This window comes from Mesorhizobium sp. M6A.T.Ce.TU.016.01.1.1, assembly GCF_003997065.1.
Classification (GTDB): Bacteria; Pseudomonadota; Alphaproteobacteria; order Rhizobiales; family Rhizobiaceae; genus Mesorhizobium; species Mesorhizobium mediterraneum.
Map to the genome: position 1 here is coordinate 294,107 of NZ_RZTJ01000005.1, position 25,036 is coordinate 319,142.

A 25,036-nucleotide genomic window follows, 5' to 3' on the forward strand; every position below is an offset into this window, starting at 1 on the left:
GTGAAGCGAAGGGCGCGGCCCAGCATGCTTCCCCGCAATGGATAAGATTCCAGTGGCAAAGCTGAAGATGATGGTGCCGGCGATCCGGACCATCGACACCCGCACGGTCAAGGTCGCACCCAAGACTGCTGATGCGTTCTACCTGTCGCCTGAGTGGCGCAAGCTGATGGCAGAGATCATCGCCGAGCGGGGTCGCAGATGCGAGGACCCGCAATGCGATGGCAGGACGCACCGGCCAGGCATGCGCGTGTTCGGTGACCACGTGGTCGAGCTCAGGGACGGTGGCGCGCCGCTCGACAAGCGCAACATCATGCTCCGGTGCGGAGCATCGCACACCAGGAAGACGCTGGCCGAGCGGGCCAAGAGGATGGCCGCCCGACCCTGATGGGGAGGGGGGGGCAAATCTCTAGGGCCTTCATGGGGTCCTAACCGCTTGGGGCTCAGCGAGGGATTTTTTTTCGATGAGTGAGATTTTCGACCTGTTTGGGGACCCGGTTCCCGAAGGCTGGGGCAAGCGCGGTCGACCGCAGCATGTAGCGACTGCGGCAAACCGCAACAAAGTCAACATGTTGCTGGCCTTGGGGTGGAACAATGAGCGGATCGCCCGCGCGCTGAGCATCTCTCCGCCGACTTTGCGGAAGAATTATTTTCGCGAGCTCAAGTTCCGGGACGAGGCACGAGATCGGCTGGATGCCCGAACCGCGATGCTCTTCTGGACGCAGTTCGAGGGCGGGAGTTCGGCGGCTGGCAAGGCATTCCGCAAGTTCGTCGAGCATAACGACCTGATGCTCTACGGCCAGACGTCGCGACCACAGGCGGAAGAGAAGGCCCCGAAGCTCGGCAAGAAAGAGCAGGCCCTGGTTGATGCGCGGCGGCCGGATACCGGATCGACGCTCGGCGATTTGATGGCGCGCCGTCAGGAGCCGGTGCGGCACTGAAATGTGGGACCTGAGTTGCGTTGACTGGGAAGACCGCATGCGGGACGGGCGGACGCTCATCCCGGATGAGCTGGCGCTGAATGAGGCAGAGGCCGAAATGGGGCTCGCCTTCTTCGACGCGCTGCCCTTGCCAGATGGCCTCGACGAAATGACCTTAGGCCAGGCGGCCGGGCAATGGTTCCGAGACCTGGTGCGTGTCATCTTCGGATCATGGGATCCGGCCGTGCGCCGGCGCGCCATCCGCGACTTCTTCGTGATGGCACCGAAGGGATCGTCGAAGACTACCTACAGCGCCGGCCTGATGCTCACCGCAATGATGATGAACAAGCGCCACAACGTCGAGGCGCTGTTTGTTGGCCCGACGCAGACGATATCTGACCGCGCCTATGACCAGGCAACGGCCATGATCAGTAAATCGCCTGACCTGCAGCGCCGCTTCCACCGCAAGGATCACGAGAAGACGATCCAATGCCTGGTCACGAACTCTGAACTCAAGGTTAAGACGTTCGCCCTCGACATTCTCACCGGCGCGATCGTGATCTTTGCCCTTGTCGACGAGTTGCACCTTCTCGGCCGCAACCAGCACACGACGAAGGTGCTGCGCCAGATACGCGGTGGCCTCGACAAGACGAACGAAGGCGTGTTGCTGATCACGACGACCCAGAGCGACGAAATCCCGGCCGGTGCGTTCAGGGATGAACTGCACATGGCCCGCAAGATCCGCGATGGTCAGTACCGCGGCAAAGTAATCAGGTCGATGCTGCCGGTGCTTTACGAGTTCCCGACCGACATCGCCAAGGACAAAGACAAATGGGGCGACTCGGCCAACTGGCCGATGGTGATGCCGAACCTCAGCCGATCGATACACCTTCACGATCTGATCCCGGATTGGAACTCCGAGCGCGAGAAGGGCGACAAGCCGACACGCATCTGGGCTTCGCAACATCTGAACATTGAGATGGGCGTCGGTATGAAGACCGACGGTTGGCCTGGTGCCGCTTATTGGGCTCACTCCGAAGATGAGACGATCACGCTGCAGTCTCTCCTTGAGCGAAGCGAAGCCGTCGTCGTCGGAATAGATGGTGGCGGGCTCGACGATCTTTACGGGCTGTCGGTGCTCGGTCGTGAACCAGCTGAGATCGAGGTCACGATCAAGATCGCCGGTCAGGACATCGTCATCAGGATGAAGCGATGGCTCTGCTGGAGCCACGCTTGGTGCCACCGCGGTGTGCTCGATCGTCGCCAGTCGATCGCGACGAAATTGCTGGACTTCGAAGCGGCGGGCGAGCTCACCATCGTTGATGACACGATTGTCAGTCTCGCCGAGAGCATCGGAGTTATTCGGCAAGTGAATGATACGGGCCTACTTGCCTGTGTCGCGGTTGATGCCGAAGGGCCGTATGGCGAGCTCGTCGATGCTCTTGCCGAACTCGAAATTACCCAAGAAGGCGGTCAGGTCGAAGGCGTCGGGCAGGGCTACAGGCTCATGAACGCCATCAAGACGAGCGAAGGCCGATTGTCGAATCGAATGCTGACGCACGCGAAGTCCGGATTGATGGACTGGTGCGTCGAGAACGTGAAGATCGAGCCGACCGCGACCGCGATCCGCGCGACGAAGCAGAACGCCGGCGATGCCAAGATCGACCCGGTGATGGCGCTTTTCGATGCGGTCAGTGTGATGGTGAAGAACCCAGAAACGACGGCTCCCGCAGAAATTTTTGCGCTCTGAAAGGCGAATAAATGAGGTCGGTCCCACTGATCCCGCGCCGTTCTGAGCCAATGGCGGCGGCCAACGACGACGAGGCGAAGGCGGTCGATTTCTCGCCTGAGATGTGGTCGGCGATCAACGGTGGCTGGGGACTGCCGACGAAGTCGGGCGCCCAGGTGTCGACCTCATCTGCGCTGCAGACGACTTCGTTCCATCGGGGCATCCTGGTCATTGCGGAAGGCATCGCGCAGCTGCCCGTCGAGCTCCACAAGCGGAGCGCAAAGGGCACCGAACCGGCGATCGACCATCCGGCCTATGACGTCCTACTTCACCGCGCCAACAACCTGCAGGATTCCTTCCAGTTCTGGCGCACCACGCTGATGCACGCCGCCGGCGCCGGCAACGGCGTCTCCTACAAGGTAGAACTCAACGGCCAGCTGAAGGAGCTGATCCCGGTTCGGCCGGAATGCGTGTCTATCAACCTGCCGAACCAGTTCAACTATGTCACCTACGACCTCACCTTCGAGGGCGGTGGCTTCGCGACTGTGGGTTCCGACCAGGTGCTGCATCTTCGTGGCCCTTCCTGGTCGCCATACAAGGGACTGGACCCAGCGGTTGTCGGCCGTGAAGCGATCGGTCTGTCGCGTTCAATCGAGGAGACGCAAGCCAAGTTGCACGCCAATGGGGCGCGTCCGAGTGGCGTCCTCGAGAGCGAGCAGAAGCTGAACAAAGCCCAGATCGATCTTCTGCGCACGCAGTGGCAGGAAAGCTTCGGTGGGGCGGCGCAAGCCGGCATGACGCCGGTCACGGCCGGCGGCTTGAAATGGAAACAGATCGCGCTGAGTGGCGTCGACGGCGAGCACCTCAACACCAGAAAGCACCAGATCGAAGAAATCGCTCGTCTGTTAGGTATCTTCCCGATCATGCTGGGGCATGCCGGTGATCAGTCGCCGACCTTCGCCAGTGCAGACGCCTTCCTCGAGGCGCACGTCCGTTACTCGCTGCAGCCCTGGATCAAAGCTGTCCGGTCCGGAGTGGAAACCCAGATCCTGACCAAGGACGAGCGGGCTGAGGGCTACTATTGCCGAATCGATACCTCCGAGCTGCTGCGGGGCTCGCTGAAGGATCGGACGGAATACTACAAGGCCGGTCTGGGCACGAATTCGTCGCCTGGTTGGCTGAAGCCGAACGAGGTCCGCGAGGACGACGGCTGGAACCCGGACGAAGATCCGAAGATGGATGAGGTCTGGCAGCCGGCCACCATGGCGCCAACTAGCCAGGAGCAGGGGAAGCCCGGGCCAACGGAAACCAAGTCGGCGCCTCGGACCCTCTACGTCTGCCGGCATCTCATCAACAGCGATGTCTTCTTGAAATGGGCGCGCGGCCAAGGCTTCAAGAACACTCTGCCGGCGGATGAGCTGCATGTGACGATCGCCTACAGCCGTTCTCGGCTGGACTGGATCGCTCTCGGAGAGAACTGGATCCAGAACAGCAAAGGCACGCTGACAATTGCGCCAGGAGGCCCTCGTGTTGTGGAGCCAATGGGGAAGGACGGCGCGGTTGCCTTGCTTTTTGCGTCGACCGACCTGTCCTGGCGCCACATGGCGATCCGGGAAGCCGGCGCATCATGGGATTGGCCGGAATACCAGCCGCACGTCACCATCACCATGGACGCCGCCGGCGTCGACCTCGCCAAGGTGGAACCATACCGCGGCGAACTGAAGTTCGGTCCCGAGATCTTCTCGGAAATTGATGAGCACCGCGCCGACAGCGGCCCAGCGACGGAGTGATCTGACATGGAAATCGGCTGCATCGGCGCGGCGTTCGAGGCGAAGTTCGCGGACAGCGATGCCTCACCTGGCTCATTCGAAGGCTACGGCGCCGTATTCGGCAACATTGACAGCCATGGTGATATCATCGAGCCCGGTGCCTTCGCTAAGTCTCTGCTCGATCGCCAACGGGAGGGTCGGGGGCTGCCGCCCATGTACAAAATGCATGGCGGCAAGATCTTCCCAGGCAATAGACACGAGCCGGTCGGCGTGTGGGACGCGATGTCCGAGGATGCCGCTGGTCTGCATGTCAAAGGCCGTCTCATCGGGCTCGATACCGACCAAGGAAAGTGGAACTATGCACAACTGAAAGAAGGCGGTCTGAAGGGGTTGTCGATCGGGTTCAGTGTGCCAGCCTACGGCGCTCGTAGCGGATCGGGGAAAGCCGGCGAGCCCAAGCGCTTCTTAAAGGCGCTCAATCTCAAAGAAGTCTCCCTGGTCGACGATCCGTCGAACGCTCTTTCGCAAGTCTACCGGATGAAGAGCCGCGCTGAAGATGGCGAGGACTTCGCCGACGAGATCAAGACCATTCGTGAATTCGAGGACTTCCTACGGGATGTAGGCGGTTACTCGCATGCTGCCGCCAAGGCGATCGCCGCCGGCGGCTTCAAGGCTCAACTGGACCCTCGGGATGAGGACAGGGAAAGCGTCGTCGCGGCCATCATTGCCGATGCCGCAAACCGCATCCGGGGCAAGTAGCCCCTTCATTCAACCGAGGATACCCAAATGAAACTCTCCACCATGCTCATGGTGGCGTGCGCGGTCGCGCTTGCCATCACCACCGCCGTTGCGCCTGACGCCATCGCGGCCGTTTTCGCTTTCGCTCAGTCCGGGCACACTGGCTCCGGAATGATCATCGCCTCGGCCGCGGCCGCCGCGATCGACCCCGAGGAGCTGAAGAAGGCGATCAGCCCCGTCATGACCGCCTTCGAGGAGTTCAAGACCACTAACGACAACCGCCTCAAGGAGATCGAGAAGAAAGGCGCCGCCGACGTCATCACGACGGAGAAGCTCACCAAGATCGAGGCGACGCTTCAGCAGTACGAGGGCATCAACCAGAAGCTGACCATGGCCGAACAGCAGGCCAAGGCCGCCAAGGAGGCCTCGGAGCGCATCGAAGTCGCGCTAGCACGCCTGCCGGCCAACGATCGGAACCGCAAGGACGGCGACGAAGCCAAGGTCATGTTCAACAGCTGGTGCAAGGCTGTCGTTCGCGCCCATGCCGTCGGCGTCGTCAATCTTTCGACGGACGAACAGAAGGTGCTCGCGGATGTCACCGCGGAAGCCAAGGCCCTCAACGTCGGCACCGACACCGCGGCCGGCTATCTCGCGCCAACCGAATACGTCCGCGAGATCATCAAAGCGGTGACGCTGTCGAGCCCGGCCCGTGGTCTCGTTCGCGTCCGCAACACCGCGAACAAGGCGATCCAGATCCCGAAGCGCACCGGTCAGTTTGCGGCTCGCCGCGTTCACGAAACCGGGACGAAAACTGAAACGACCGGCCTCACCTACGGCCTCGAGGAGCTCACCGCTCCGGAGATGTACGCCTTGATCGACATCTCCAACCAGATGCTGGAGGATTCGGCCTTCGACATGGAAGCCGAGATCCGCGAGGAATCGGCGGAACAGTTCTCCGTCAAGGAAGGCGCCGAGTTCGTCTCCGGTACCGGCATCGGCGAATACGAAGGCATTCTGACCAATGGGTCGGTGGCGGAAACAGTCTCCGGTAGCGCGGCGACAATCGCTGACGCCGACGGCCAGGCCAACGGTCTGCTGACGCTGAAGCATGCCATCAAGACGGCATATGCGGCGAACGCGACCTGGATCATGAACCGCACCACGATCGGTTCGGTCCGCAAGCTGAAGGATGGCCAGAAAAACTACATCTGGATGCCGGGCATCGCGCAGGGCAAGCCGAACTCGATCGACGGCGATCCCTATGCGGAGTTCCCCGACATGCCGTCGGAAGGCGCCGGCCTCTATCCGATCGCGTATGGCGATTATCGCAGGGCCTACACGATCGTCGATCGTATCGCGATGGAGATGCTTCGCGATCCCTATACCCAGGCGACCAGCGGCAACATCCGCTTCATCTTCCGTCGCCGCACCGGCGGCAAGGTGGTGCTCGCCGAGGCGATCCGCAAGCTGAAGTGCTCGGCCTGACGGTCTGACGGTCCCCTCTCGGGACCGACGGGGCTCGCCGCAATGGCGGGCCTCAATACCCTCACAATCCCCGAAACTCCATTCAGGAGAAATTCCAATGGACGACCTCTACAGCGGTCTCAACGTGATCCGCGCCATCGCGCCGGTTGCGGTCGGCACCACCGGCACCGGCCAGACCGGAAAGATCATCGACCGGAAAGGCTATATCGGCCCGGTGTTGTTCGACATCGGTTATGGTTCAATCACCGCCACCAACGCGACGCTGAGCGTCACGGTGAAGGAAGGTGACGTCACCGGCACTCTCACCTCCGTAGCCGATGCTGATCTTATCGGCACCGAGTCGGCTGCGGGCATCGCTGCGGGCACGCCGCGTACCTCCAACGCCAATAAGCTCGTCGCTAAGAAAATCGCCTACAAGGGCGGCAAGCGATACGCCCAGATCAACATCAGGTCGACCGTCACCGCCGGCACCCTGATTTCCGCCAACGCAATCCAGCAGGCCGCCAGCAAGCCGGCATCCTAACCCAGTGAAATAGCGCGCCGGTCTCACCCGGCGCGCCTCCGATTCTCGATCAACCCGCGCGCGGAGACAGTGATGGCAACCGAACTTATCGCTGCAGGGGTAACCGCTGCAAACTCAGCCGATCTGGTCGTCGCGGCCGGCACGCCGGTCACCGTTGGTCTCAAGGGTGCCGCTGCTGGCGCCCAGGTGCAGATCTATCTCAAGGATGATGCTGCGGCTTACAATCTTGTCGGCCAGCTCACCGCCTACGCGCCTGCAACCTCGATCACCGCCGCCGGCACCTATCGGTTCACGCGCGTCGCTGGAGCCTCTTGCGGGGTGTTCTCGGCTTAATCGGGGTAACGGTTATGGGTTTGTTTCAACCGTTAATGCGCGGGCTGTTTGCGCCGCTGATGGGTCCGTTGAGTGGTGGTGGGGGTGTCACTACGCGGTCTCAGGCCGCTTCGCGGTTCGGATCGCGGGCAGACGGCATTGTCCTGAGCTTCGTTGATGATACGTTCTATGCCGCCACAGGCTATTACGGATCGGCACAGGTCAAAGACACGGCTACGCCGGCCAACGAATACAACAGCCATCCGTTTGGCTTGGTGACTTATGCGACCCCGACTGTGAAGCTGCTTCGCGGATCGAACGGCCTCTATCGTTATCAGAAGCACAATTTGTTTCTGAATTCCGGCGCTCCGGTCACGCAAAGTATTGGCTCCATAGTGGTCAATGCAACCTATCAGGTGCTTGTCACTGGTTCAGGTACGGTCACCCTGACGGGGTCGGGCACTGGCGTTGCGTCGGCTGGCTCTCCGGTGTCGTTTACCGCATCGTCAGTCACTCTGACATGCACCGTGGCAGGCGGCCCGACAACGGTTCAAGTCGTTAGGACTCCGGTCGAAGCCGGCTATGTGGCCACAACTGCCGCGAAACGGTATGACCTGCCATTCGAGTGGGACGAGTTCGGTAATCTGCTTGGTGTTCTGTCCGAGCAGCAGCGCATAAATCTAGCCTTGTGGGGTTCCGATCTCGCCAACGCCGCGTGGGTCAAGACGAACGTCACAGCGGCGAAGACGGCAACCGGTATTACTGGTGTTGCCAACAGCGCGACAACCCTAACCGCGACAGCGGGTGCAGGAACAGTTCTTCAGACCATCACGAGCGCTTCGGCGCTGAGGCTTACCTATTGCTGGATCAAGCGCCGCACCGGCGGCGGCACGGTGGAGATGACGCAAGACAACGGCGCGACCTGGGCGGCGGTCACTGTGACAAGCGATTGGACCATGGTGTCGATCGCGGCTGCGACCTTGGCTAACCCGATCCTCGGCCTGCGCCTTGGGACCAATGGCGACGCCGTTGATGTCGAGCTTTTTCAGCATATCACCGGGATTTCATTCACGTCCTCACCAATTGAGACGTTCGCAGTAACCGCTACCCGTCTTGGCGATAATATGGTTGCGCAAGGGGTTTTCCCTGTCAGCCAAACCGAAGGGACGATAGGCGGGCAGTTCGAGGTCTCAAGGCAGGGCTTGGCTTCATCGAGAGGCATGGATGTTTCGGCATCGACATTCAGCAACGCCTTCTACATTGTTTCCGAAGCCAGCAGCACGACATTTAACGTCTTCGACGGCACCCTTCAGGCGCAACTGGTTCTCAATGGCTACACCGCTGGGCTTTTTACCCGTATTTCTGGTTCTGCTGCACCGAATGATTTCCGGACATACCAGGATGGCGTTCCATCAACGGGGAATCCCGATGTGTCCGGCACCTTCATTGGTGCCGCACTAGAAAAGCTTGGCATCGGAAACCGGGGCAATAGTTCCCTTCATCTGGAGGGTCACGTCAAGGAAGCATTCTATTTCCCTGCCACTTCGACCGATGACGAGCTTGCAGCGCTCAACACGCCTGTCGGCTCCGTGGAAAAGGCGCAGAGCATCCATTTGCTTGGTGATAGCTTCCTTAACGGCACGGGGCTTCAGCTTTATGTCGCCAGCGCCTTGGACGACAAGGTCCGCTCCGTCAGCAAGGACGGTGTCGGCGGCTCTAGCTTGGCCGCGCAAAAGATCAGGTTCGACGCAACACCGTGGTATTACGATCACATCCTTGTCATCATGGACGGCGGGTTGTCGGACGATCTGGCGACGGCGCAGGCGGCAATCCAAGCGGAAATTGCGCACCTGACGCATGATCGCTGGCTGTTTATCGAAGGCGGTTACGGCCCAGGCACACAAGAGACAGGAATGCCAGAGCGCCTCGTGATCGAGTCTATCCATGACTGGATCAACACGACCTATCCAGGCCATTTCGTACCGACACTCGCGATCATGCAGTCATATAGCCTTGGCGATGCGCCAGACCTAGCGGCCGTGGCGGCGGGCTTGTGGCCGACCTCGCAGACCTCTGACGGCCTGCATCCAAACGCCAGCGGACAGGCGCATCTTTCGCAGATCATCGCAGACGCGATAACTGCGGCTGGCTGGTAGTACACACACCAACACAAAACAGGAGGCCACATGGCCGACATTACGATTACCGCCAGCGCTGTGTTGGCATCATCCACTGCCACCGTTGAAAACGGCACGGCAGGAGCCGCAGTCACGGCCGGACTTGTAACGGGTGAGGACGCGACCAACTGGCGCGATGGCACCTTCTTGGGTATCGGCCTCCAATTCGTTCCTGACGAGCCGATCTAGTCTCCCTTGCAGCTAAACGGAACGTTCTCGGGAGTGCTTCGGATATGAACATGCATGCCGCCCAGGGCGAACTCGCCAACGGCGAACGTCAGGTCTCGCCGACAATCGACGGAATCCGTCGCGATCATACTGCGCGCTATGAATTTGCGGCAAAACAGTTCCGTAAGCCATCGCGCCTCGTCGATCTCGCCTGCGGCGTCGGCTACGGCTCGGCTATCCTCGCCGATGCCGGCCATACCGTCGTCGGCATCGACCGCAGCGAAGCCGCGATCGACTATGGCCGAGCGCACTTTCACCGCGATAAGGTCGCGCTGCGCGCCGGCGACGTGATGGAGGCGGAGGGTTTCGTAGCGAATTCGTTCGATGCTGCCGTCTGTTTCGAGACGATCGAGCACCTGGCGGACCCTCTGCCGATGCTCAAGGCGCTTCATGCGGTGGCGCCGCGGCTGGTCGCCAGCGTGCCAAACGAGACCGTATTCCCGCACCGCGGTCGGATCCTGCACCATCACCGCCACTATACCCGGGCGGAGTTCGCCGAGCTGCTCGAAAGCGCGGGCTGGCGTGTCACCGGCTGGTTCGGCCAGGTCGGACCGGAATCGGAAGTCGAGCCCGATGTTGAGGGCCGCACGATTGTCGTGACCGCTTCTCGCGCCGGCAAAGGGAAGCGGAAGAGTTTGGCGCCGAAGTCAGTCGCGGTTGCCGCCGCGCCGGCGCCAGCGCTGCCGGCACCAGAGCACGTCGTTATTCTGGGCCTTGGCCCGTCGCTGGAGGCCTATGTCGACATGGTGAAGCGGCTCGGCGGCCGGCATGCGCTCTCCGACGAGGTGTGGGGGATCAATGCTGTCGCCGGCGTCATCCAGTGCGACCGGGTCTTCCATATGGATGATGTCCGCGTCCAAGAGGCCCGGGCAGCAGCTCGGCCGGACAGCAACATCGCGCGCATGCTGGAATGGATGCGCAAGCACCCCGGCCCGATCTACACCAGCCAGGTGCACTCCGGCTATCCCGGCCTGGTCGCGTTCCCGCTCGAGGAAGTGATCAACTCGTGCGGCTGGGCCTATTTCAATTCGACGGCGGCTTACGCGATCGCCTATGCCGTCCATATCGGAGTCAAGAAGATCAGCATCTGGGGCGCCGACTTCACCTATGCGAACAGCCACCAGGCCGAAAAAGGTCGCGCCTGCGTCGAGTTCCATCTCGGCATCGCAGCGGAGCGCGGAATCGAGATCGGGTTCCCAGCGCAGACTTCGCTGATGGATGCCAACGCACCGATAACAGATCGCCTCTACGGCTACGATCTGGTCGATCTTTCCTTCGAAGACACCGGCGAACGGCACGTCGTTACGATGGTGCCGCACGACAGGCTGCCGACCGCCGACGCCATTGAGGCGCGCTACGATCACGCCAAGCATCCCAATCCCCTCGTGAAGGGCTAACCCTGAAAGGACAATCCCATGTCAGGAATGAAAGCAGTGTCGGTCCTCATGTCGGTCCGCGTCGCCGAAATCGGCAATCTGTACGGCCGCGAGATCATCAAGGGAACCGACGACGAGATCCCCGCCGAGCTGTTCGGGGATCTTGAGGCCGCGGGTTATGTCGCGGAGCGCGGCGGCAAAACGATGAAAGTCGCCCTGCGCGATGATGGTCCCACCATCGCCGAGTACGTGGCCGCCGGCTATCCGGCATCGAACTATCCTCCGGAAGGCTACGCCTCGCGGAGCACGCCTGAGGAAATCGCGGATGCTGTGAAGGCTGCCAAGGCGGACGAGAAAGCCGCAAAGGCAGCCGCTAAGAAGCGCGATGCCATCCTGGCGGACTTGGCCGGCCTATCCGACGAAGACCTCGCCAAAGTCGTCGACGCCGAGAAGATCGCCGTCGTCGATGGCGACAGCAAGGAAGTCGTTGTTGGCAAGATCGCCGACGCCCGCATGGCGGCGCAGGGCTGATCCATGCATTCCGTCCTGGTGGTCACTACGCCGGCGAGTGACCGCTCGCTGCTGACCCAAGCCGAACGCCGTGAGGCAATCGGCGTGACCGATTCAAGTCAGGACACCAAGCTTGCGGCGCTCGATCTGCGTCTCGGCGCTGCCATCGTGGCGGAATGCAGGATCGCCATCGGCGCTGGCGCCGAGCCGACGCTGTTGCAGGAAACGCTGACAGAGACCTGTCGCAGAGTTGACGCCAACGTCATCGTGCTGGCGCGGCGACACAACGTCGAGATCACCAGCCTGATCGAGGACGGTGCCACGCTAAACAGTGATGTCGGTTTCACGGTCGATCCCGAATCCGGTCTGGTGACCAGGCTTTCCGGCGACTGTCCTCGGCGCTGGTGCGCGGCAAAGGTCGTGGTCGTCTACAAGGCCGGCTTCGTCACTGTGCCGGGCGATCTCAAGATGGCCGCAATGGATTTCATGCGGCTGGCGTGGTCGGAAAGCGGCCGAGATCCCGCATTGAAGAGCCTTATCATCGATGAGCCTGATGTCGAGCGGATCGAGAGGACCTGGTGGGTCGGTTCCGTTCCCGGCCAGTCGAATGAAGGGGCGGTTCCCGATATCGTCGCCGGCCAGCTGGCCCGCTTCCGAAACTATCCGATCGGCTGATGGTCGACCTCTCCGACACGCCGGCCGGCACCATCGCCAGGCTTGACGACGCCCTCTCGCGCCGCGGCCAGGACGTGAAACTGCGAAAATCGAACACCGCGACGGGCGAGGTCACGGTCAAGGCTAGGGTTCGGTTCTACAAGCCAGCGGAATTGGTTGGGATCATCCAGCAGGGCGACAGCAAGGTCGTTATCTCGCCCACGGGCTTGACCTCGTTCGGCGTACCGCCGGCTAATGGCTATGTCATCGTCGACGACATCCCGCGCCGGATCATTGCGCCAACTCCGATCAGGGTTGCGGGCACCCTCGTCCGCATCGAATTGCAGGTTCGGGGCTGATGGCTCGCATCCAATCCGGCGCGAACGTCTTCACCATCGCGGCGCAGAAGACGCTTGCGGCGACACAAAAGCTCGTCGTCGAGGTGGCGAAGCGCGAGCATGCCAAGGTCATGAGTACCGATCCCCGGCCGGGATCGTTCACCCGCATCGTCGACGGCCGAAAGGATGCCCAGGAAGAGGCGGTCAAGCCGAACGGCGTCATCGTCTACACCTATTCGCGTCTTGATGAAGTCGTCAGGTTCGCGATGCAGACCCTGTTCGACCTCTCGCCGGTGTTGTCCGGCGAATACCGCAACGCGCATACCCTCTTCGTCAACGGGCAGGAGGTCTCCAACCTCGCCAACTACAGGCCCGGCGACGACATCGCGATAACAAACTACGTGCCCTACAGCCGCAAGATCGAGGTCGGCAAAATGAAGATGCGGGTTCCGGGCTCCGACGGCGTCTATCAGCAGGCCAGGCGCATCGTGCTTGCCCGGTTCGGCAACATGGCTTCGATCCGCTTCACTTTCCGCGGCATCGTCTCCGGCCACCAGGTCAACGGCGCCTCATTGCCGCCGAACCTGAAGAAGCGCAATCGCAAGGGCCAATACGTTGCCGTCGGCAAGCAGGCCCACAACCAGCGCGACCTTCGCTTCCCCGTCCTCGAGATATCCGAGCGCTGAAATGGCCGATTACGCGGGGGCGAAGGCTGCGATCAAAGCGCGGCTCGAAGCTGGCTGGACGACAACCAGGAAGACCTACCAAAACGAACAGCCCGCGGAACCATGGCCGCCAGTCGACGCCAACAAAGTCCTCTTGCCATGGGTCAATCTGGAAATACACAGCACCGGCAGCCAGATCTGGACCTTCGGTACCGAAGGCAATCGGGGCTGGCGTTACGACGGGACCATCATGGTGCACGTCTTCGCGCCGGTCGGCTCCGGCGATGCCCTTGCCGATCAGTACGCCCTTGCGATCGGCGAGCTCTTTCGAGCCGCAAAATTCTACGACGACGGGCTCGGCTCATACATCCGAACGCTTGCCCCCGGAATCGACGACGGCGGCACAGGCGATGACGACGGGACGACGTTCCGCGTCACCATGACAGTCGATTTCACATACTGGCACCGCGGCTGATCGATCCGCACACTCAAGGAGACCTAGATCATGGCGTATCAGGAACAGTGGAACGGCTATACCGCGCGGAAAATCCAGTCCGCGAAGGGCTCTCAAGCCAGCGGCTCGGATGCAATCGTGCTTCGCCAGACCGGCGGCCAGGGTGGTCGCATGTCGAAGGCGGCGATCGAGAGCCAGGAGGTGCGGCGCGACGGCTTGTCGACGCGGGGTCGGCATGGCTTGCAGAAAACCAATGGTGCCTACACCAGCGAGCTTTCGCTTGGTGGTTTCGACGACATCCTGCAGGCGGTGATGCGTGGCACCTGGTCGGCGGCAAATCTCCAGCTCACTCAGGCCGATTTCACGTCGATCACGACCGGCGCCAATACGATTGTGCTGACCTCCGGCTCGCCGATCGCGCTGGGCCTTCGCGTCGGCGACGTCATCCGCATCAGCAACCAGGCGACGTCGACCACAAACAACAACGTCAACCTGCGTATCACCGGCCTGACCGCGACCACCATCACCGTGGCGGAAACCCTGGTCGTCAACGCCGTAGCGGACACCACTTGCGAGATCACCCGCACCGGCCGCGTTCTGGTCAATCCCGGCTCCGGCAACCTGGTGAAGCGCTATTTCACGGTCGAGGAATACGAATACGATCTCGATCAATCCGAGCTGTTCACCGATTGCGTGTGGGGTTCCTACAAGATCACCATGGCGCCCAATGGCTTGCTGACGCTCGATACGTCATGGGTCGGCACCGGGCAGTTCGAGGCATTGGCATCCGGCAGTTCGCCGATGTTCACGTCGCCGGTGACATCGACGGGTGTCCCCTTGGCTGTGGTAGAGGCCAAGCTGCGGCTCGGCACTACCGACCTGCTCGATCTCACGTCGTTCGACATCACGGTCGACATCCAGCCGTCGGCGCCGGACGTTATCAGCTCCAGCCCCTACGCGCCGGACGTGTTCAACGGCTCCGAAATGGTGACCATGAACCTGTCGATCCTGCGCAAGGATCTGTTGTCTGTGGCTGATTTCATCGACGAGACGCCGCTTTCCCTGCATGTGCTGGCCGAGGAGAACGAGAGCGCACCGAAGGACTTTTTCTCGCTGTTCGTCGGCAACTTCACGCTCGGTTCCGTCGACAAGTCGGCTCTGGCCAAGGCGGGCGGTCCCCGCACGCAGTCGATCTCAGTGCCACCGGCCCTCGTCGGCGTCGATGCGACCGGCGCCGGCCACGATGCCAGCCAGGTCAAGCTGCAGATCTCGAACGCTACTTAATCTGCCACCGCCCTGACGAAAGGAAACTTTGCATGGACCCGCTTGAAAAATCGGTGCGTGACGCCGCGTCCGCACTCAAGAAAGCGATCACGGCGGCCGAGGCTGCCGGCTATCGTGTCATCATGCCGCGGCTCGCCGCCGACCTCGATGCCATCGTGGTGAGCTCCACCGCCAAGAACACGAAGCCGGCGGATGCCAAAACCGCCAAAGAGCCGGCCGTCAAGAAATCCTGACCGACATCAGGACAAGCATTGCGCGCAGTGGCGGGCGGCATGTCGGTGCCGCCCGTTCCCACCTTCCGACAAAGGACAGACCAATGAAAACCGATGAAGTGACAGAGATCGGCTCGCTCGATGCCCTCGACGAAGCCCCCATGGACGTTGTGATCAACGGCAAGGTGACGACCTGGGTATGGACGTTCGCCGGGCCTGGTCACGAGAAGACGGTGGAACAATCCAATCGTATCGCGCGTCAGCGTCTTCATGAGGAAGCACGCAAGGAGCAGGCAGTCGTCAACGGCAAGAAGTGGATCGCCGAAGAGCCGACGCCGAATGAGGTCCGTGAAAAGAACGTCAACTGGATCGTCGGCCGACTCCTGGGTTGGACGCCGGTCAAGATTGATGGCGAGATGCTGACCTATTCCGAAGATGCGGCGCGCAAGCTGCTCGCCGATCCTCGCAAATCAGCGATCTACGTGCAGGCGCTGGAATTCCTTGCCGCCGACACCTCTTTTACGCCGCGCTCCGCGACGACCTGATCGCGTTCGCGGAGCGCGAATTTGCGCTCTCTGTCCTTGATGAAAAGGGCACCTCCTACCGGCAGACACTGTCCGGGCTCCTTGACCGCCCCCGTCTTTCCGAGGAACGCCGGGCCGCACTGGAAGCCGAGCTTGCCTGCCCGCCATTGCCAGCGGCGCTGGAATATCTCTGGCAGGCGTTCCTGCGGCTTTCCAATAGGCGCGGCGCGGCAAGAACCTGGTCGTGGGCCGATCTGGATGCCTTCCAGCGCGCCACAGGCCTGCGGCTGGCGCCTTGGGAAGTCGAGATCGTCGAGAAGCTCGACCGTCTCTACCTGGCCGAGGACGGCAAGAGCCGGCAGACTTAAATGCCAGCAGTGGTTACCGACCGCTGATCCGCTGTGAAATGAAGCGTTGCTTGTCAGCTTGGGCCCACTTGCTGGTATCGACGGGGAATTCTGCGGCATCCGAGATCATGGCCTCTATACCGAGGTTTCTGCGGATGTCGTTCTTGTGGGCCTGGACCAGGCCGGGGATCAGGAAGGCATCGACAAGCGCCCAAATTGCGACTCCAGCCAATAGAACGGTGCCGCCGACCGGCGCGGACAAGATACCAATGACCGCCAGCGCCAGCATGGCGGCTCCGCTGCCTTTTCTGCCCAAATAGAACCGGTGGGCACCTAGCAAGCCCAGAAAAAACCAAAGCACGTAAGCGACCCCGATCGACTTGGCTTCATTCGCCACCCGTTGCTCGATCAGAATTTGTTGCTGTGTCGATAATCCCATAACTCGTCCCTCCCCTCGAAAGGGAGGACGGTAATCCAACATTGTAACCGGAGCAACGATGGCCGACGAACGCGTTGTCACCGAACTTGTCATCGACGCCCGAGGCGCCGAGGCGGGTTCGGCTGCCTATGTCCGCGCCATGGGCGCGGCACAGGCGGCGGTCGATCGCGTTCTCGATCGTGAGCAGGCGGCAACGGCCGCGATCGAAAAGCAGACCGCAGTCATGGTCGGCTCGACCGGTTCGATCACCGCAACGGCGCGCGCTTGGGACCGCCTGAAGGCGTCGGCCGATCCGGCGTTTCGCACCACTCAGATGATGGAGAAGGCACTGCTGACGGCGGATGCGGCGAGCAGGAAGCTCGGTGTATCGGAAGCAGAGCGTACCCGCGTCCTCGACCAGGTCAGGCTGAAAACCGATGCCGCCGCCGCCGCCGCCGAGGCACAGGCGCAAAGCTATCGAGAGCTGGCGGCCGCGGGCCGCGAGGCTCTTGCCGCAGAGCAGGCGCAGGCGAGCATCAACCGGACGCTCGGCATCGGCAATATCGGCGCCGGATCGGCGCGGGCGTCGGCATCCGTCTTCGCGGCCGAGCTCGACCGCTTCGACGAGATCGCAGCCCAAAAGGCGCAACAAGCCGGCCAGACCTTCGGGATCGACCTCGACCGCAGCCTTGTCGCCGGTACGACGAAATCGGCGCGCGATGCCGCATCGGTCTTTGCCGCCGAACTGGACCGGGTCGAGGACGTCGCGCGGCTGAAGGCGGCTCAGATCGGGGCTGCATTCCAGAGCGACCTCAACACATCCTTCGGCATCGGCGCCGGCGGCAGTTCGGCACGCGCCTCGGCCTCGATATTCGAGGAGGCAGGCCGTGAGGCCGACCTGATGGCATCAAAGGTTGCCGCACTGCGCGCCGAACTTAACCCGCTCGCCGCCGCTCAGGAGCGGGCCAACGCTGAACTGGCGGAATATGCCGTCATGGCGCAGAGGGGCGCGATTTCGGCCGAGGAATTGGCGGCTGCTCAAACTCTGGTGAAGACGCGATTCGATATCGCTTCGGCAGCGATCGGTCGCGGCAGCAAGCTTGCCTCCTTCGAAATGCGCAACCTGCAGTTCCAGATGATCGACATCGCGCAGTCGATTCCGCTGGCGTTCCAGTCGCCGCTCTACTTCCTGCAGAACATGGGGTTCCAGGTCGCCCAGATCGGTCAGATATTCATGGGCCGCGGCGGCTTCGCGGCTGCGATCGGCGAAATCGGCGGTATGCTCGGCGGCATGCTGTCGAGGGTTGCCAGGTTCGGTGCCGGGATAGCCGTCGGCGCCCTGGGCTTCGAAGCCATTCGCGATGCGGCAAGCGAGGCCGAAAACCGCACCGTAGGCTTCGGTGAAACGGGGCTGGCAATCTTCCAGACGCTTGGCTCTTACATCCGCGGTCAATTCGGGCCGGCCATTGATGCCGTAGGCTCCACCTTCGGCTACGTCTTCGAGAAGCTTGGCTCCGCGGCGGTCGACATCGCCGAACTGGTCATCAATGCGTTCCGCGCCGCCTTCCACGACATCACGGTGCTGTGGAACACGTTCCCCGATGTGCTTGGTGCTGCATTCGTCGGCGCCGCGAACACCGCCATTACGGCGCTCAACTACCTCGTCAAGAAGTCTTCCGATGCGGTCGACAGCATCATCACTGCGTTGAACCGGATCTCCGGCAGCGACGTCCCGCTGCTCAATGCGTCCGACCAGACCGTGGCACCGCTCGACAACCAGTACCTGGAGAACCTGAAAAAGGCTGTCGCCGACCGCAATGCGGCGATCGAAGAGATCATGTCGTCGACACCTCTCCGCGACTTCGCCGACGACGTCGTCGAGAAGATTCAGACCAACCATGCTTTGGAAGGCCTCGAGGCCCTCGGCAACGTCAGCTTCGACAAGTCGATCGGCGGCGCCAACGGCCTCGGTTCCGCCATAGGCGGCGTCGGCAAGGCAGCAAGCGGGGTATCGGTTCAGATCGGCGGCGTCGGCCAGGAGGTTATCAACGTCACCCGCGCATTCGAGGATGCGAAACGGGCGCAGCTCATCGGGTTGGAACAGTCGTCGCAGCAGCTGCAGACGATGAAGAACCAGGCCGAGGATATCCAGAAGACGCTCGATGTCGCCTCCCAAGCCTCCGTGACCGACGTATTCGGCGACGCGTTCTCTGGTGACGCCGATGCCGCCTCAGATGCCATCGATCGCACCGTGACGTCGATCGACAGGTTGTTTTCGGCTCTCGACACCGGCAATGTCTCGATCGGTTCGCTGCATGAGAGCCTCGATCTCATCCGGGAAAGCATGAAGCAGCTTGGCGGCGATCCGCGTGCCATCGACGCCTTCATCAACAAGATCATCAACGGCGAGCTCAAGGTTCGCGACCTTAGATCCGGTGTCGATAACCTGTCGGCCAGCATCAAGAACATCCCGAACAAGACGGTCACCATCACCGTCGTCACCAAGCAGGTCGGGTCGGGCACGCAGTCGCTCTATGATGTGCCAAACCAGAGCGGAGGCACCAGCACAGTTGGTGTCACCCGTTACGGTGGTGTCGCCGGCGAGCAGTCCGGCCCATCGATCACGTCGAATAGCGTCCCGCGCACGGGCGGCTACGGGAGCATGGGCGGGTCGGGCAATCCCGGCTCCACCACAGTCAACGTCACCCGTTTTGCCACCGGCGGCATGATCCATCCTGGCGACACCCAGCGGGTCTCGTTCTTCAAGTCACCGGAGGAGACCGTCGGCATCTTCACGCCGAACCAGGTGGATGCGCTGCAGGGAGGTCTGGCCGATCCGCAATCTGCCTTCACCGGTCGCGATGCGACGCGTGAACAGGACCGCCTATGGACGGTCCTCATGAACATCGAGGCGAACACCCGCAAAACGTTCGAAGGCATCGATAAGCTGGCATCCAGCGGCTACGGCAGTTCCAGTGGCTCGTCCTACGACGGCTCATCGTCCAGCAGCAGCGTCAGTGAGGACGACGCGCTCTCCGCGCGATACCGAAGAGTCCTCGCCAGCGTCAAAGCCAACTTTCATGCGGCTGGTATCGTCGGCAGTGGCATCACAGGCTATGGTCTCCAAGGTCTAAATGCCTCTCCCGAAACGATCGCTCGCAACATTGTCTATGGGGGCCAATCGCCGCTCGGCAGCGCCGGGGCGACGTCCTACGAGAGAAGCTCGGCGATCAACCAAAACTACGCCATGCGGAGCGTGTTTCGTGGCCAGAACGTCGGCTTCGATAGCGGCGGCATGATCGCGCCTGGCGACACTCAGAAGGTCGAATTCTTCAAGAACCCGAATGAGCGTGTCATCGTGGCGAGGCCCGATCAGTTCGAAGATCGGCGTTCCGGCTCGTCGAACTCCAGTGGCGGCGATCGTCCGATCCAGTTCAGCCAAGTCAACCGATGGGAAGGATCGGCGCCTCCTTCGAGGGAAAGCCTGGCCGAGATCCGCCGCGCCACTGCACTGGGTATTCAAGACGCTTTGAGGTCGATCCGTGGTCGATAATGTCATCCTGTCGGAATATGTTTCGGTCGGATTCAAGGGTGGGCCGCACTTTTCGACCGACAAGGTCACCGCGGTCAACAATCAGGAACGCCGCCTGCAGAACCAGTCGATCGCCAGGCACACCTATGCGTGGTCGCAGCGCAACGCTGATTCCGCCATCGTGGAAACGCTGCGCGCTTTCTGGTTCGATCGTCGCGGCGATTTCAAGGCCTGGCTGCTGAAGGACTGGACCGACTTCGAGATCGTCGACGGCGCCATTGGCATTGGCGATGGTGTCACCGCCGCCTACCAAGCCGCAAAAACCTACACGGCCGGATCCAATCCGTACGTCCGGATCATCCGCCACATCAAGTCCGGCACGCTAGTCGTCAAGGTCGACGGCGTCACCCAGACGCTGACGACGCATTACACGGTCAGCGCTACCGGGCTGATCACATTCACCGGCGGCAACATCCCGGCGCTCGACGCGATTATCTCGATCAGCTGCGAATTCTATGTCCCCGTCCGCTTCGATGGCGACGCCTTCATGGCGTCGATCCCGCAGTCTCTGCCGGATGTTCTCGATGTCGACGACGTCCAGGCCGTCGAGGTGATCCCGTGAGGGACTGGTCGGCAACGCTCGTCGCCATGCTGGCCGGCGAGGAGGTGACACGTTGTTTCATGATCGAGCTCGACAATCTGATCACGCCGGTGGTCAGGTTGACCGACCATGACGCCGACCTCACCGTCGGCATCGACACATTCGAACACTCGCCCGGTTTTGACGTCACCAAGTTCACGGTCTCGAATGGCGGCCGGCCTGCCGGCCTCGATATCTCGCTGCCATTCGATGCCGAGGGGCCGATCACCACCGATCACGTCAAGCGCGGCGCCTGGCGCGGCGCCGTCGTGACGGTATGGATCGCCGATTTCACCAACCCGTCGGATCGCGAGATCCTGGTGTCCGGCTTCATCGGTCTCACCGAGTTCAGCGACCGTCTGGCGGGTTCCATCGAGATCGTCACCAAAGCCGATGCTCTCGCCGACATCATCCTGCCGACAGTGCAGCCGAAGTGCAGCTATAAATTCGGCGGCGACCAATGCGGCGTCGATCTTGGTCCCTACACGCTGGCGGCGATCGTTGCTACGGTGACCAGCAACGCCAAATTCACCATCACGGTGACCAACCCGGACGCGCTCGACTTCACCCATGGCGGCGTCACCTTCACATCCGGCGCCAATGAAGGCGCCAAGGATTGGGTCATGCTCTGGGTCTCCGGCACCGGTGTCGTGCAGATGGTGACCGGGTTCCCGTTCGACATCGAAGTCGGTGACACCTTGACCATCCACGCCGGCTGCCCGCTGTCTCGCGCCGGCTGCGTCAGCTACGACAACAAGAATCGCTATCCCGGCTTCGACTACACGCCGGGCGAATTGCTTGGATCGACCTGATGGTGTGGTTTGCGTCACCGGGCGCGCGGCCAGGCGCGCCGAGCTTCAGCTTCGGTCCGGTGAAACAGGACGCCACCAAGCAGCCGGAGGAGGTATCGGCAGACCGTTTCACGGTTTCAAAGGTGCTCGGCCGCTCGATCCCGGTCATCATCGGCACCGGCAAGGTTGATGGCATCCCGGTCATCGGCGGTGCGCTCACCGTCCCGGGGCCTACCAGCTACAACCAGGTGCAGATCAAGAACTATGAATCGCTCGGCGACTATCCGCCGGGCTCGAAGTGGCTGAAGGGTGACTACTTCTCGTCGAACGGGATTGTTCTGGTTCCGGTTGCCGGCGCGGCGGAGCAAGTCGCCGCGCTCGGCTATCTCCTGGCCTATGATCCGTTCGGCGACGGCTACGAACTGGTCCGCGTCGAGGTCGACGACGTCGTTGTCTATGACGCCGAAAACGGCGTCGGTGCCTCGGTCAGCTTCCGCTTCTATGGCGGCAACCACACCGAAGTCGACCCGATAACCTCGGGCGTCATCGGCGCCAACGCCGGTGCCTGGCAGAACTTCGCAATGATCTATCTCGACGGCTACGCCACCGACAGCGCGCCATCGGTCAAATGTGTCATCTCCAACGCCGCCGATGTCGATGACGCCGTTACCGAAGCTATCGAAGGCGCATACGCCGATCTGAACTGGTTCGAAACCGAAGCCGCCTATGACGTCGCGGATGGGTTGATCTACCAGTATGTGTCGGACGGCGGTGACACGCTGCATGTGCTCAGTGTCGACAGCCGGGCGGAACTTTACCAAGTGCCATGGCCGACATCTGCGCTAACCTCACCCGGATCCTTCGTCGTGCTGCCTGGAACCGGCTTTCTGCTTGCTTCGTCCTATCAGGTCAGCGCCTCTTACGAAGTTGGCCTGATCAACGCCGCCAACGGCGAGGCCGTGGTGATCACGGCGCCGAGCGGCAGCAAGGATTGGGAGGCAATCGCGTGGTTCCATGCCATCAGCACGAGCGCGCCGGGTGTCTATCTTGTTCTCGGCCAATATCTGACCGTCCATACATCATCGACCGATGATGCGAACGCCGCGATCGCGGTCTGCAATACCGTCAACGGAACGGTCGAGATCATCGATCTTTCGGTGACCTATGACGGATGGAGCTATGCCTGTCGCGGCAGGGTAGGCCCGGGATCGGCATCGTTCTTCATCGTCAAATGGGACTACACCAGCAGCGAATTTTCCAACGCCACGATCAGCGAGATCGTCTGGCAGGACGGCCTTGTTTCAGTCACCGACATCTACACCGTCCCGGCCGGGCTTGCTCGCGGCGTCGCCTACGACCCGATGACCGGCTATCTGGTGATCCCTGCCGTCAATTCCGGCGTGCATTCGATCTATATCGTCGATCCGGCGACAGGGGTGCTGATCAGGACGATTAGCACGGCACGCGATTTCGACCTCAATTCGGATTACGGGTATTATACGTCAAACCGCCTCTTCCCGTCATTCGGGAGCGTGTTCCTGATCGAGCGCACCGACAAGGACGTCTATCTTCTCAACCTGTCGAGCTTCGCTCTGATCAAATACGCCGAATATCCGTACACCTCTCCCGAACTCGGTATCTACGACCAGAGCCGCAATTCATGGCTGGCTCCTGATGGCACCCCGTGGTCATGGACGATCCACAAATCGGCGCTGGCGACACCGCAGTCCGTTCCGCTTGAAACCATTCTGACCAAAGCCTCTTTCCTCGTCGGCTACGGTCCATCGGAACTCACCTTCGAAGGGCTTTCCGGCCTGTCTGGCTATGGGCTCGGCATTTACAGCAACACCAACATCAGGACCGTTATTCAGTCCGTCGCCGACATCTACGGGTTTTCCTTCGCCGACACCGGCAACGGCTTCTATTTCAAGAAGCCGGGCCGCGACGCCTCCTTCGCGCTCGATGCCGCGCTGACCACCGCCGACCTCGTCTTCGGCGAAGATGCCGCGGTCAACAGTAAGGATGAGGCGACGATCCGCACTGTGTCCCGCGTCGAGCTCGAATATATCTCCAGGGAACAAGGCTACACCTCGCGGCCGGCATCCTTCACCATGCCGGCGATCACCAACTCGATCCGGGTGGAACAATATTCGACGCCGCTGGTGCTGTCGGATCAGGATGCGCAGACCTTCGTCACCGAAAAGTTCTTCGAGCTGCAGGCGAGACGTCGCGCCCATTCGTTCTCGCTGACCGGCAAGCCCGCCTTTCTGCCTGGCGACGTCGTTTCGGTGCCGAGCGGAGCGATCACCTACACGGTACAGATCGACAGCGTCTCGCTCAACCGCAACATGGTCGCCGACATCGAGGCGATCGACTTCCAGACCGCGGTCTCGACCACGATAACCGCGGTGACGAACACCGGATATGGCGCCGTCCTGGCGGTCACCTTCGCGACGCAATACATCCATCTCGACGTCCCGCTGTTCCAGTATTCTGACGATGTCGCCGGCGCCGGGCTGGTGCAATATGGTGTTGTGGCATCACGCGGCCAGGCGAACTGGGCCGGCGGCATCCTGTATCGCGGCAACGTCACCTCAGATCTTGGCGCACAGGCCACCCAGGCGCCCCACGACGGCGTCATCGGCATCTGCACCACGGTGCTTGCGGCGCCTGGCGAATTCTTCGTCACCGATGATGTTTCCACCGTCACGGTTCGGATCACCAGCGGTGATGCCACGCTGTTCGTTGACGCCTCCGCATCGCAAGTCCTTCTTGGCGCCAACAATGCCTTCATCGGCAAGGATGGCCGCTGGGAGTGGGTCGGCTACAGGACGGCAGTCGATAACGGCGACGGCACCTTCACGCTCTCCGGCTTCACCGTGCGCGGCCGCCGAGGATCCGAGGTGCATTGCGGCAGTCATGCCGTCGGCGATTCCTTTGTGATGATCTCGTCGGCATGGCTGACCAAGCTCAGCCATCCGCTCAGCGATCTCGACGCCACGCTGTATTACCGGGCGATCGGCGCCGGGGCCGACCAGTTCAGCGGTGCCGTGCTGCCGCATGTCGTCACCGGTACCGCGGAAACACCCTATGCCGCCGTCAACGTCGCCGGCGCGCTGGATGGTGGTGACACCCTGATCAGCTTCGATCGCCGCAGCCGGCTACGGCCCTGGGAGATGTTCGCGGTGTCGCCCGACAATGGTGAGGCCACGCAGTCCTTCGAGGTCGATGTCTATGATGGTGTCGATGTGGTCCGCACCATCACGGCGACATCGCTGCCGGTCACCTACCTCGCCGCCGACAAGGTCACCGACTTCGGGACCCCGCCGGCCGAGGCCGATATCAAGGTCTACCAGATGTCGGCCACCGTAGGCCGCGGTTACGCCGCCGACGCCACCATCCCGCTCTGAGGA

25 protein-coding genes are annotated in these 25,036 nt (G+C 61.7%); 24 read left to right on the plus strand and 1 reads right to left on the minus strand.

All coding sequences use genetic code 11. From position 1 onward, the window contains the following. The first annotated feature begins 52 nt into the window (after positions 1 to 52). The 20 genes from EOC94_RS12845 to EOC94_RS12940 all read left to right on the plus strand — a co-directional run bounded on the left by EOC94_RS12845 (position 53) and on the right by EOC94_RS12940 (position 16,263). Positions 53 to 385: an HNH endonuclease gene (locus EOC94_RS12845; protein WP_127290847.1), complete on the plus strand. Its 333-nt coding sequence runs from the start codon at positions 53 to 55 to the stop codon at positions 383 to 385. Positions 386 to 461: 76 nt separating this feature from the next. Next, positions 462 to 938, plus strand: a complete 477-nt coding sequence (locus EOC94_RS12850) for a hypothetical protein (RefSeq protein WP_127290849.1) — start codon at positions 462 to 464, stop codon at positions 936 to 938. Positions 939 to 1,035: 97 nt separating this feature from the next. Continuing rightward, entirely contained in the window at positions 1,036 to 2,667 is a 1,632-nt protein-coding gene (locus EOC94_RS12855; RefSeq protein ID WP_245465553.1) for a terminase large subunit, read from the plus strand. An 11-nt stretch (positions 2,668 to 2,678) separates the two neighbouring features. Then, on the plus strand, positions 2,679 to 4,436 hold the full coding sequence (locus tag EOC94_RS12860; protein WP_127290853.1) for a phage portal protein: 1,758 nt from the start codon (positions 2,679 to 2,681) through the stop codon (positions 4,434 to 4,436). A 6-nt stretch (positions 4,437 to 4,442) separates the two neighbouring features. Then, positions 4,443 to 5,174, plus strand: a complete 732-nt coding sequence (locus EOC94_RS12865) for an HK97 family phage prohead protease (protein ID WP_127290855.1) — start codon at positions 4,443 to 4,445, stop codon at positions 5,172 to 5,174. Positions 5,175 to 5,201: 27 nt separating this feature from the next. Next, entirely contained in the window at positions 5,202 to 6,638 is a 1,437-nt protein-coding gene (locus EOC94_RS12870; RefSeq protein ID WP_245465554.1) for a phage major capsid protein, read from the plus strand. A gap of 97 nt (positions 6,639 to 6,735) precedes the next feature. Next, positions 6,736 to 7,161 (plus strand): hypothetical protein, encoded by a 426-nt coding sequence (locus EOC94_RS12875; RefSeq protein WP_127290857.1) that lies wholly within the window; start codon positions 6,736 to 6,738, stop codon positions 7,159 to 7,161. Positions 7,162 to 7,233: 72 nt separating this feature from the next. Continuing rightward, positions 7,234 to 7,494, plus strand: a complete 261-nt coding sequence (locus tag EOC94_RS12880; protein WP_127290859.1) for a hypothetical protein — start codon at positions 7,234 to 7,236, stop codon at positions 7,492 to 7,494. Positions 7,495 to 7,508: 14 nt separating this feature from the next. Beyond that, the gene (locus tag EOC94_RS12885; protein ID WP_127290861.1) at positions 7,509 to 9,629 is read left to right on the plus strand and encodes a hypothetical protein; all 2,121 of its coding nucleotides are present in this window, start codon (positions 7,509 to 7,511) and stop codon (positions 9,627 to 9,629) included. 30 nt (positions 9,630 to 9,659) lie between these two features. Next, positions 9,660 to 9,839 carry a hypothetical protein gene (locus EOC94_RS12890; RefSeq protein ID WP_127290863.1) on the plus strand — a complete coding sequence of 60 codons (180 nt, stop codon included), beginning with the start codon at positions 9,660 to 9,662 and terminating at the stop codon, positions 9,837 to 9,839. A 44-nt stretch (positions 9,840 to 9,883) separates the two neighbouring features. Further along, positions 9,884 to 11,275 carry a class I SAM-dependent methyltransferase gene (locus EOC94_RS12895; protein ID WP_127290865.1) on the plus strand — a complete coding sequence of 464 codons (1,392 nt, stop codon included), beginning with the start codon at positions 9,884 to 9,886 and terminating at the stop codon, positions 11,273 to 11,275. Between the two features lie 48 nt (positions 11,276 to 11,323). Then, positions 11,324 to 11,785, plus strand: a complete 462-nt coding sequence (locus EOC94_RS12900) for a hypothetical protein (RefSeq protein ID WP_127290867.1) — start codon at positions 11,324 to 11,326, stop codon at positions 11,783 to 11,785. A gap of 3 nt (positions 11,786 to 11,788) precedes the next feature. Continuing rightward, positions 11,789 to 12,439, plus strand: coding sequence for a hypothetical protein (locus tag EOC94_RS12905; RefSeq protein ID WP_127290869.1), 651 nt, complete (start codon positions 11,789 to 11,791; stop codon positions 12,437 to 12,439). Next, positions 12,439 to 12,777 (plus strand): hypothetical protein, encoded by a 339-nt coding sequence (locus EOC94_RS12910; RefSeq protein ID WP_127290871.1) that lies wholly within the window; start codon positions 12,439 to 12,441, stop codon positions 12,775 to 12,777. The genes EOC94_RS12905 and EOC94_RS12910 overlap by 1 nt, the downstream gene beginning before the upstream one ends. Then, positions 12,777 to 13,442, plus strand: coding sequence for a hypothetical protein (locus tag EOC94_RS12915; protein WP_127290873.1), 666 nt, complete (start codon positions 12,777 to 12,779; stop codon positions 13,440 to 13,442). The genes EOC94_RS12910 and EOC94_RS12915 overlap by 1 nt, the downstream gene beginning before the upstream one ends. A 1-nt stretch (position 13,443) precedes the next feature. Then, positions 13,444 to 13,896, plus strand: coding sequence for a phage tail terminator-like protein (locus EOC94_RS12920; protein WP_127290875.1), 453 nt, complete (start codon positions 13,444 to 13,446; stop codon positions 13,894 to 13,896). A gap of 30 nt (positions 13,897 to 13,926) precedes the next feature. Next, positions 13,927 to 15,159, plus strand: a complete 1,233-nt coding sequence (locus EOC94_RS12925; RefSeq protein WP_127290877.1) for a phage tail tube protein — start codon at positions 13,927 to 13,929, stop codon at positions 15,157 to 15,159. Between the two features lie 32 nt (positions 15,160 to 15,191). Beyond that, positions 15,192 to 15,392 carry a hypothetical protein gene (locus EOC94_RS12930; protein WP_127290879.1) on the plus strand — a complete coding sequence of 67 codons (201 nt, stop codon included), beginning with the start codon at positions 15,192 to 15,194 and terminating at the stop codon, positions 15,390 to 15,392. Between the two features lie 83 nt (positions 15,393 to 15,475). Beyond that, on the plus strand, positions 15,476 to 15,916 hold the full coding sequence (locus EOC94_RS12935; RefSeq protein WP_127290881.1) for a branched-chain amino acid ABC transporter: 441 nt from the start codon (positions 15,476 to 15,478) through the stop codon (positions 15,914 to 15,916). A gap of 146 nt (positions 15,917 to 16,062) precedes the next feature. Beyond that, positions 16,063 to 16,263, plus strand: coding sequence for a hypothetical protein (locus EOC94_RS12940; RefSeq protein WP_245465555.1), 201 nt, complete (start codon positions 16,063 to 16,065; stop codon positions 16,261 to 16,263). A gap of 13 nt (positions 16,264 to 16,276) precedes the next feature. On the opposite strand, the gene EOC94_RS12945 is transcribed toward EOC94_RS12940, so the two are convergent. Then, a complete protein-coding gene (locus EOC94_RS12945; RefSeq protein ID WP_127290885.1) occupies positions 16,277 to 16,681 on the minus strand; it encodes a TM2 domain-containing protein in 405 nt (134 codons plus the stop codon). A 58-nt stretch (positions 16,682 to 16,739) separates the two neighbouring features. Between EOC94_RS12945 and EOC94_RS12950 the strand changes: the two genes are divergently transcribed. From EOC94_RS12950 to EOC94_RS12965, 4 genes are read left to right on the plus strand one after another with little or no spacing between them, the layout of a single operon-like run. Continuing rightward, positions 16,740 to 20,213, plus strand: a complete 3,474-nt coding sequence (locus tag EOC94_RS12950; RefSeq protein WP_127290887.1) for a hypothetical protein — start codon at positions 16,740 to 16,742, stop codon at positions 20,211 to 20,213. Then, positions 20,203 to 20,814 (plus strand): DUF2460 domain-containing protein, encoded by a 612-nt coding sequence (locus tag EOC94_RS12955; RefSeq protein WP_127290889.1) that lies wholly within the window; start codon positions 20,203 to 20,205, stop codon positions 20,812 to 20,814. The genes EOC94_RS12950 and EOC94_RS12955 overlap by 11 nt, the downstream gene beginning before the upstream one ends. Beyond that, complete coding sequence (locus EOC94_RS12960; RefSeq protein WP_127290891.1) at positions 20,811 to 21,644, plus strand: DUF2163 domain-containing protein; 834 nt, start codon at positions 20,811 to 20,813, stop codon at positions 21,642 to 21,644. Before EOC94_RS12955 ends, EOC94_RS12960 begins: the two co-directional genes overlap by 4 nt. After that, entirely contained in the window at positions 21,644 to 25,033 is a 3,390-nt protein-coding gene (locus EOC94_RS12965) for a phage tail protein (RefSeq protein ID WP_127290893.1), read from the plus strand. The genes EOC94_RS12960 and EOC94_RS12965 overlap by 1 nt, the downstream gene beginning before the upstream one ends. Positions 25,034 to 25,036: the final 3 nt, after the last annotated feature.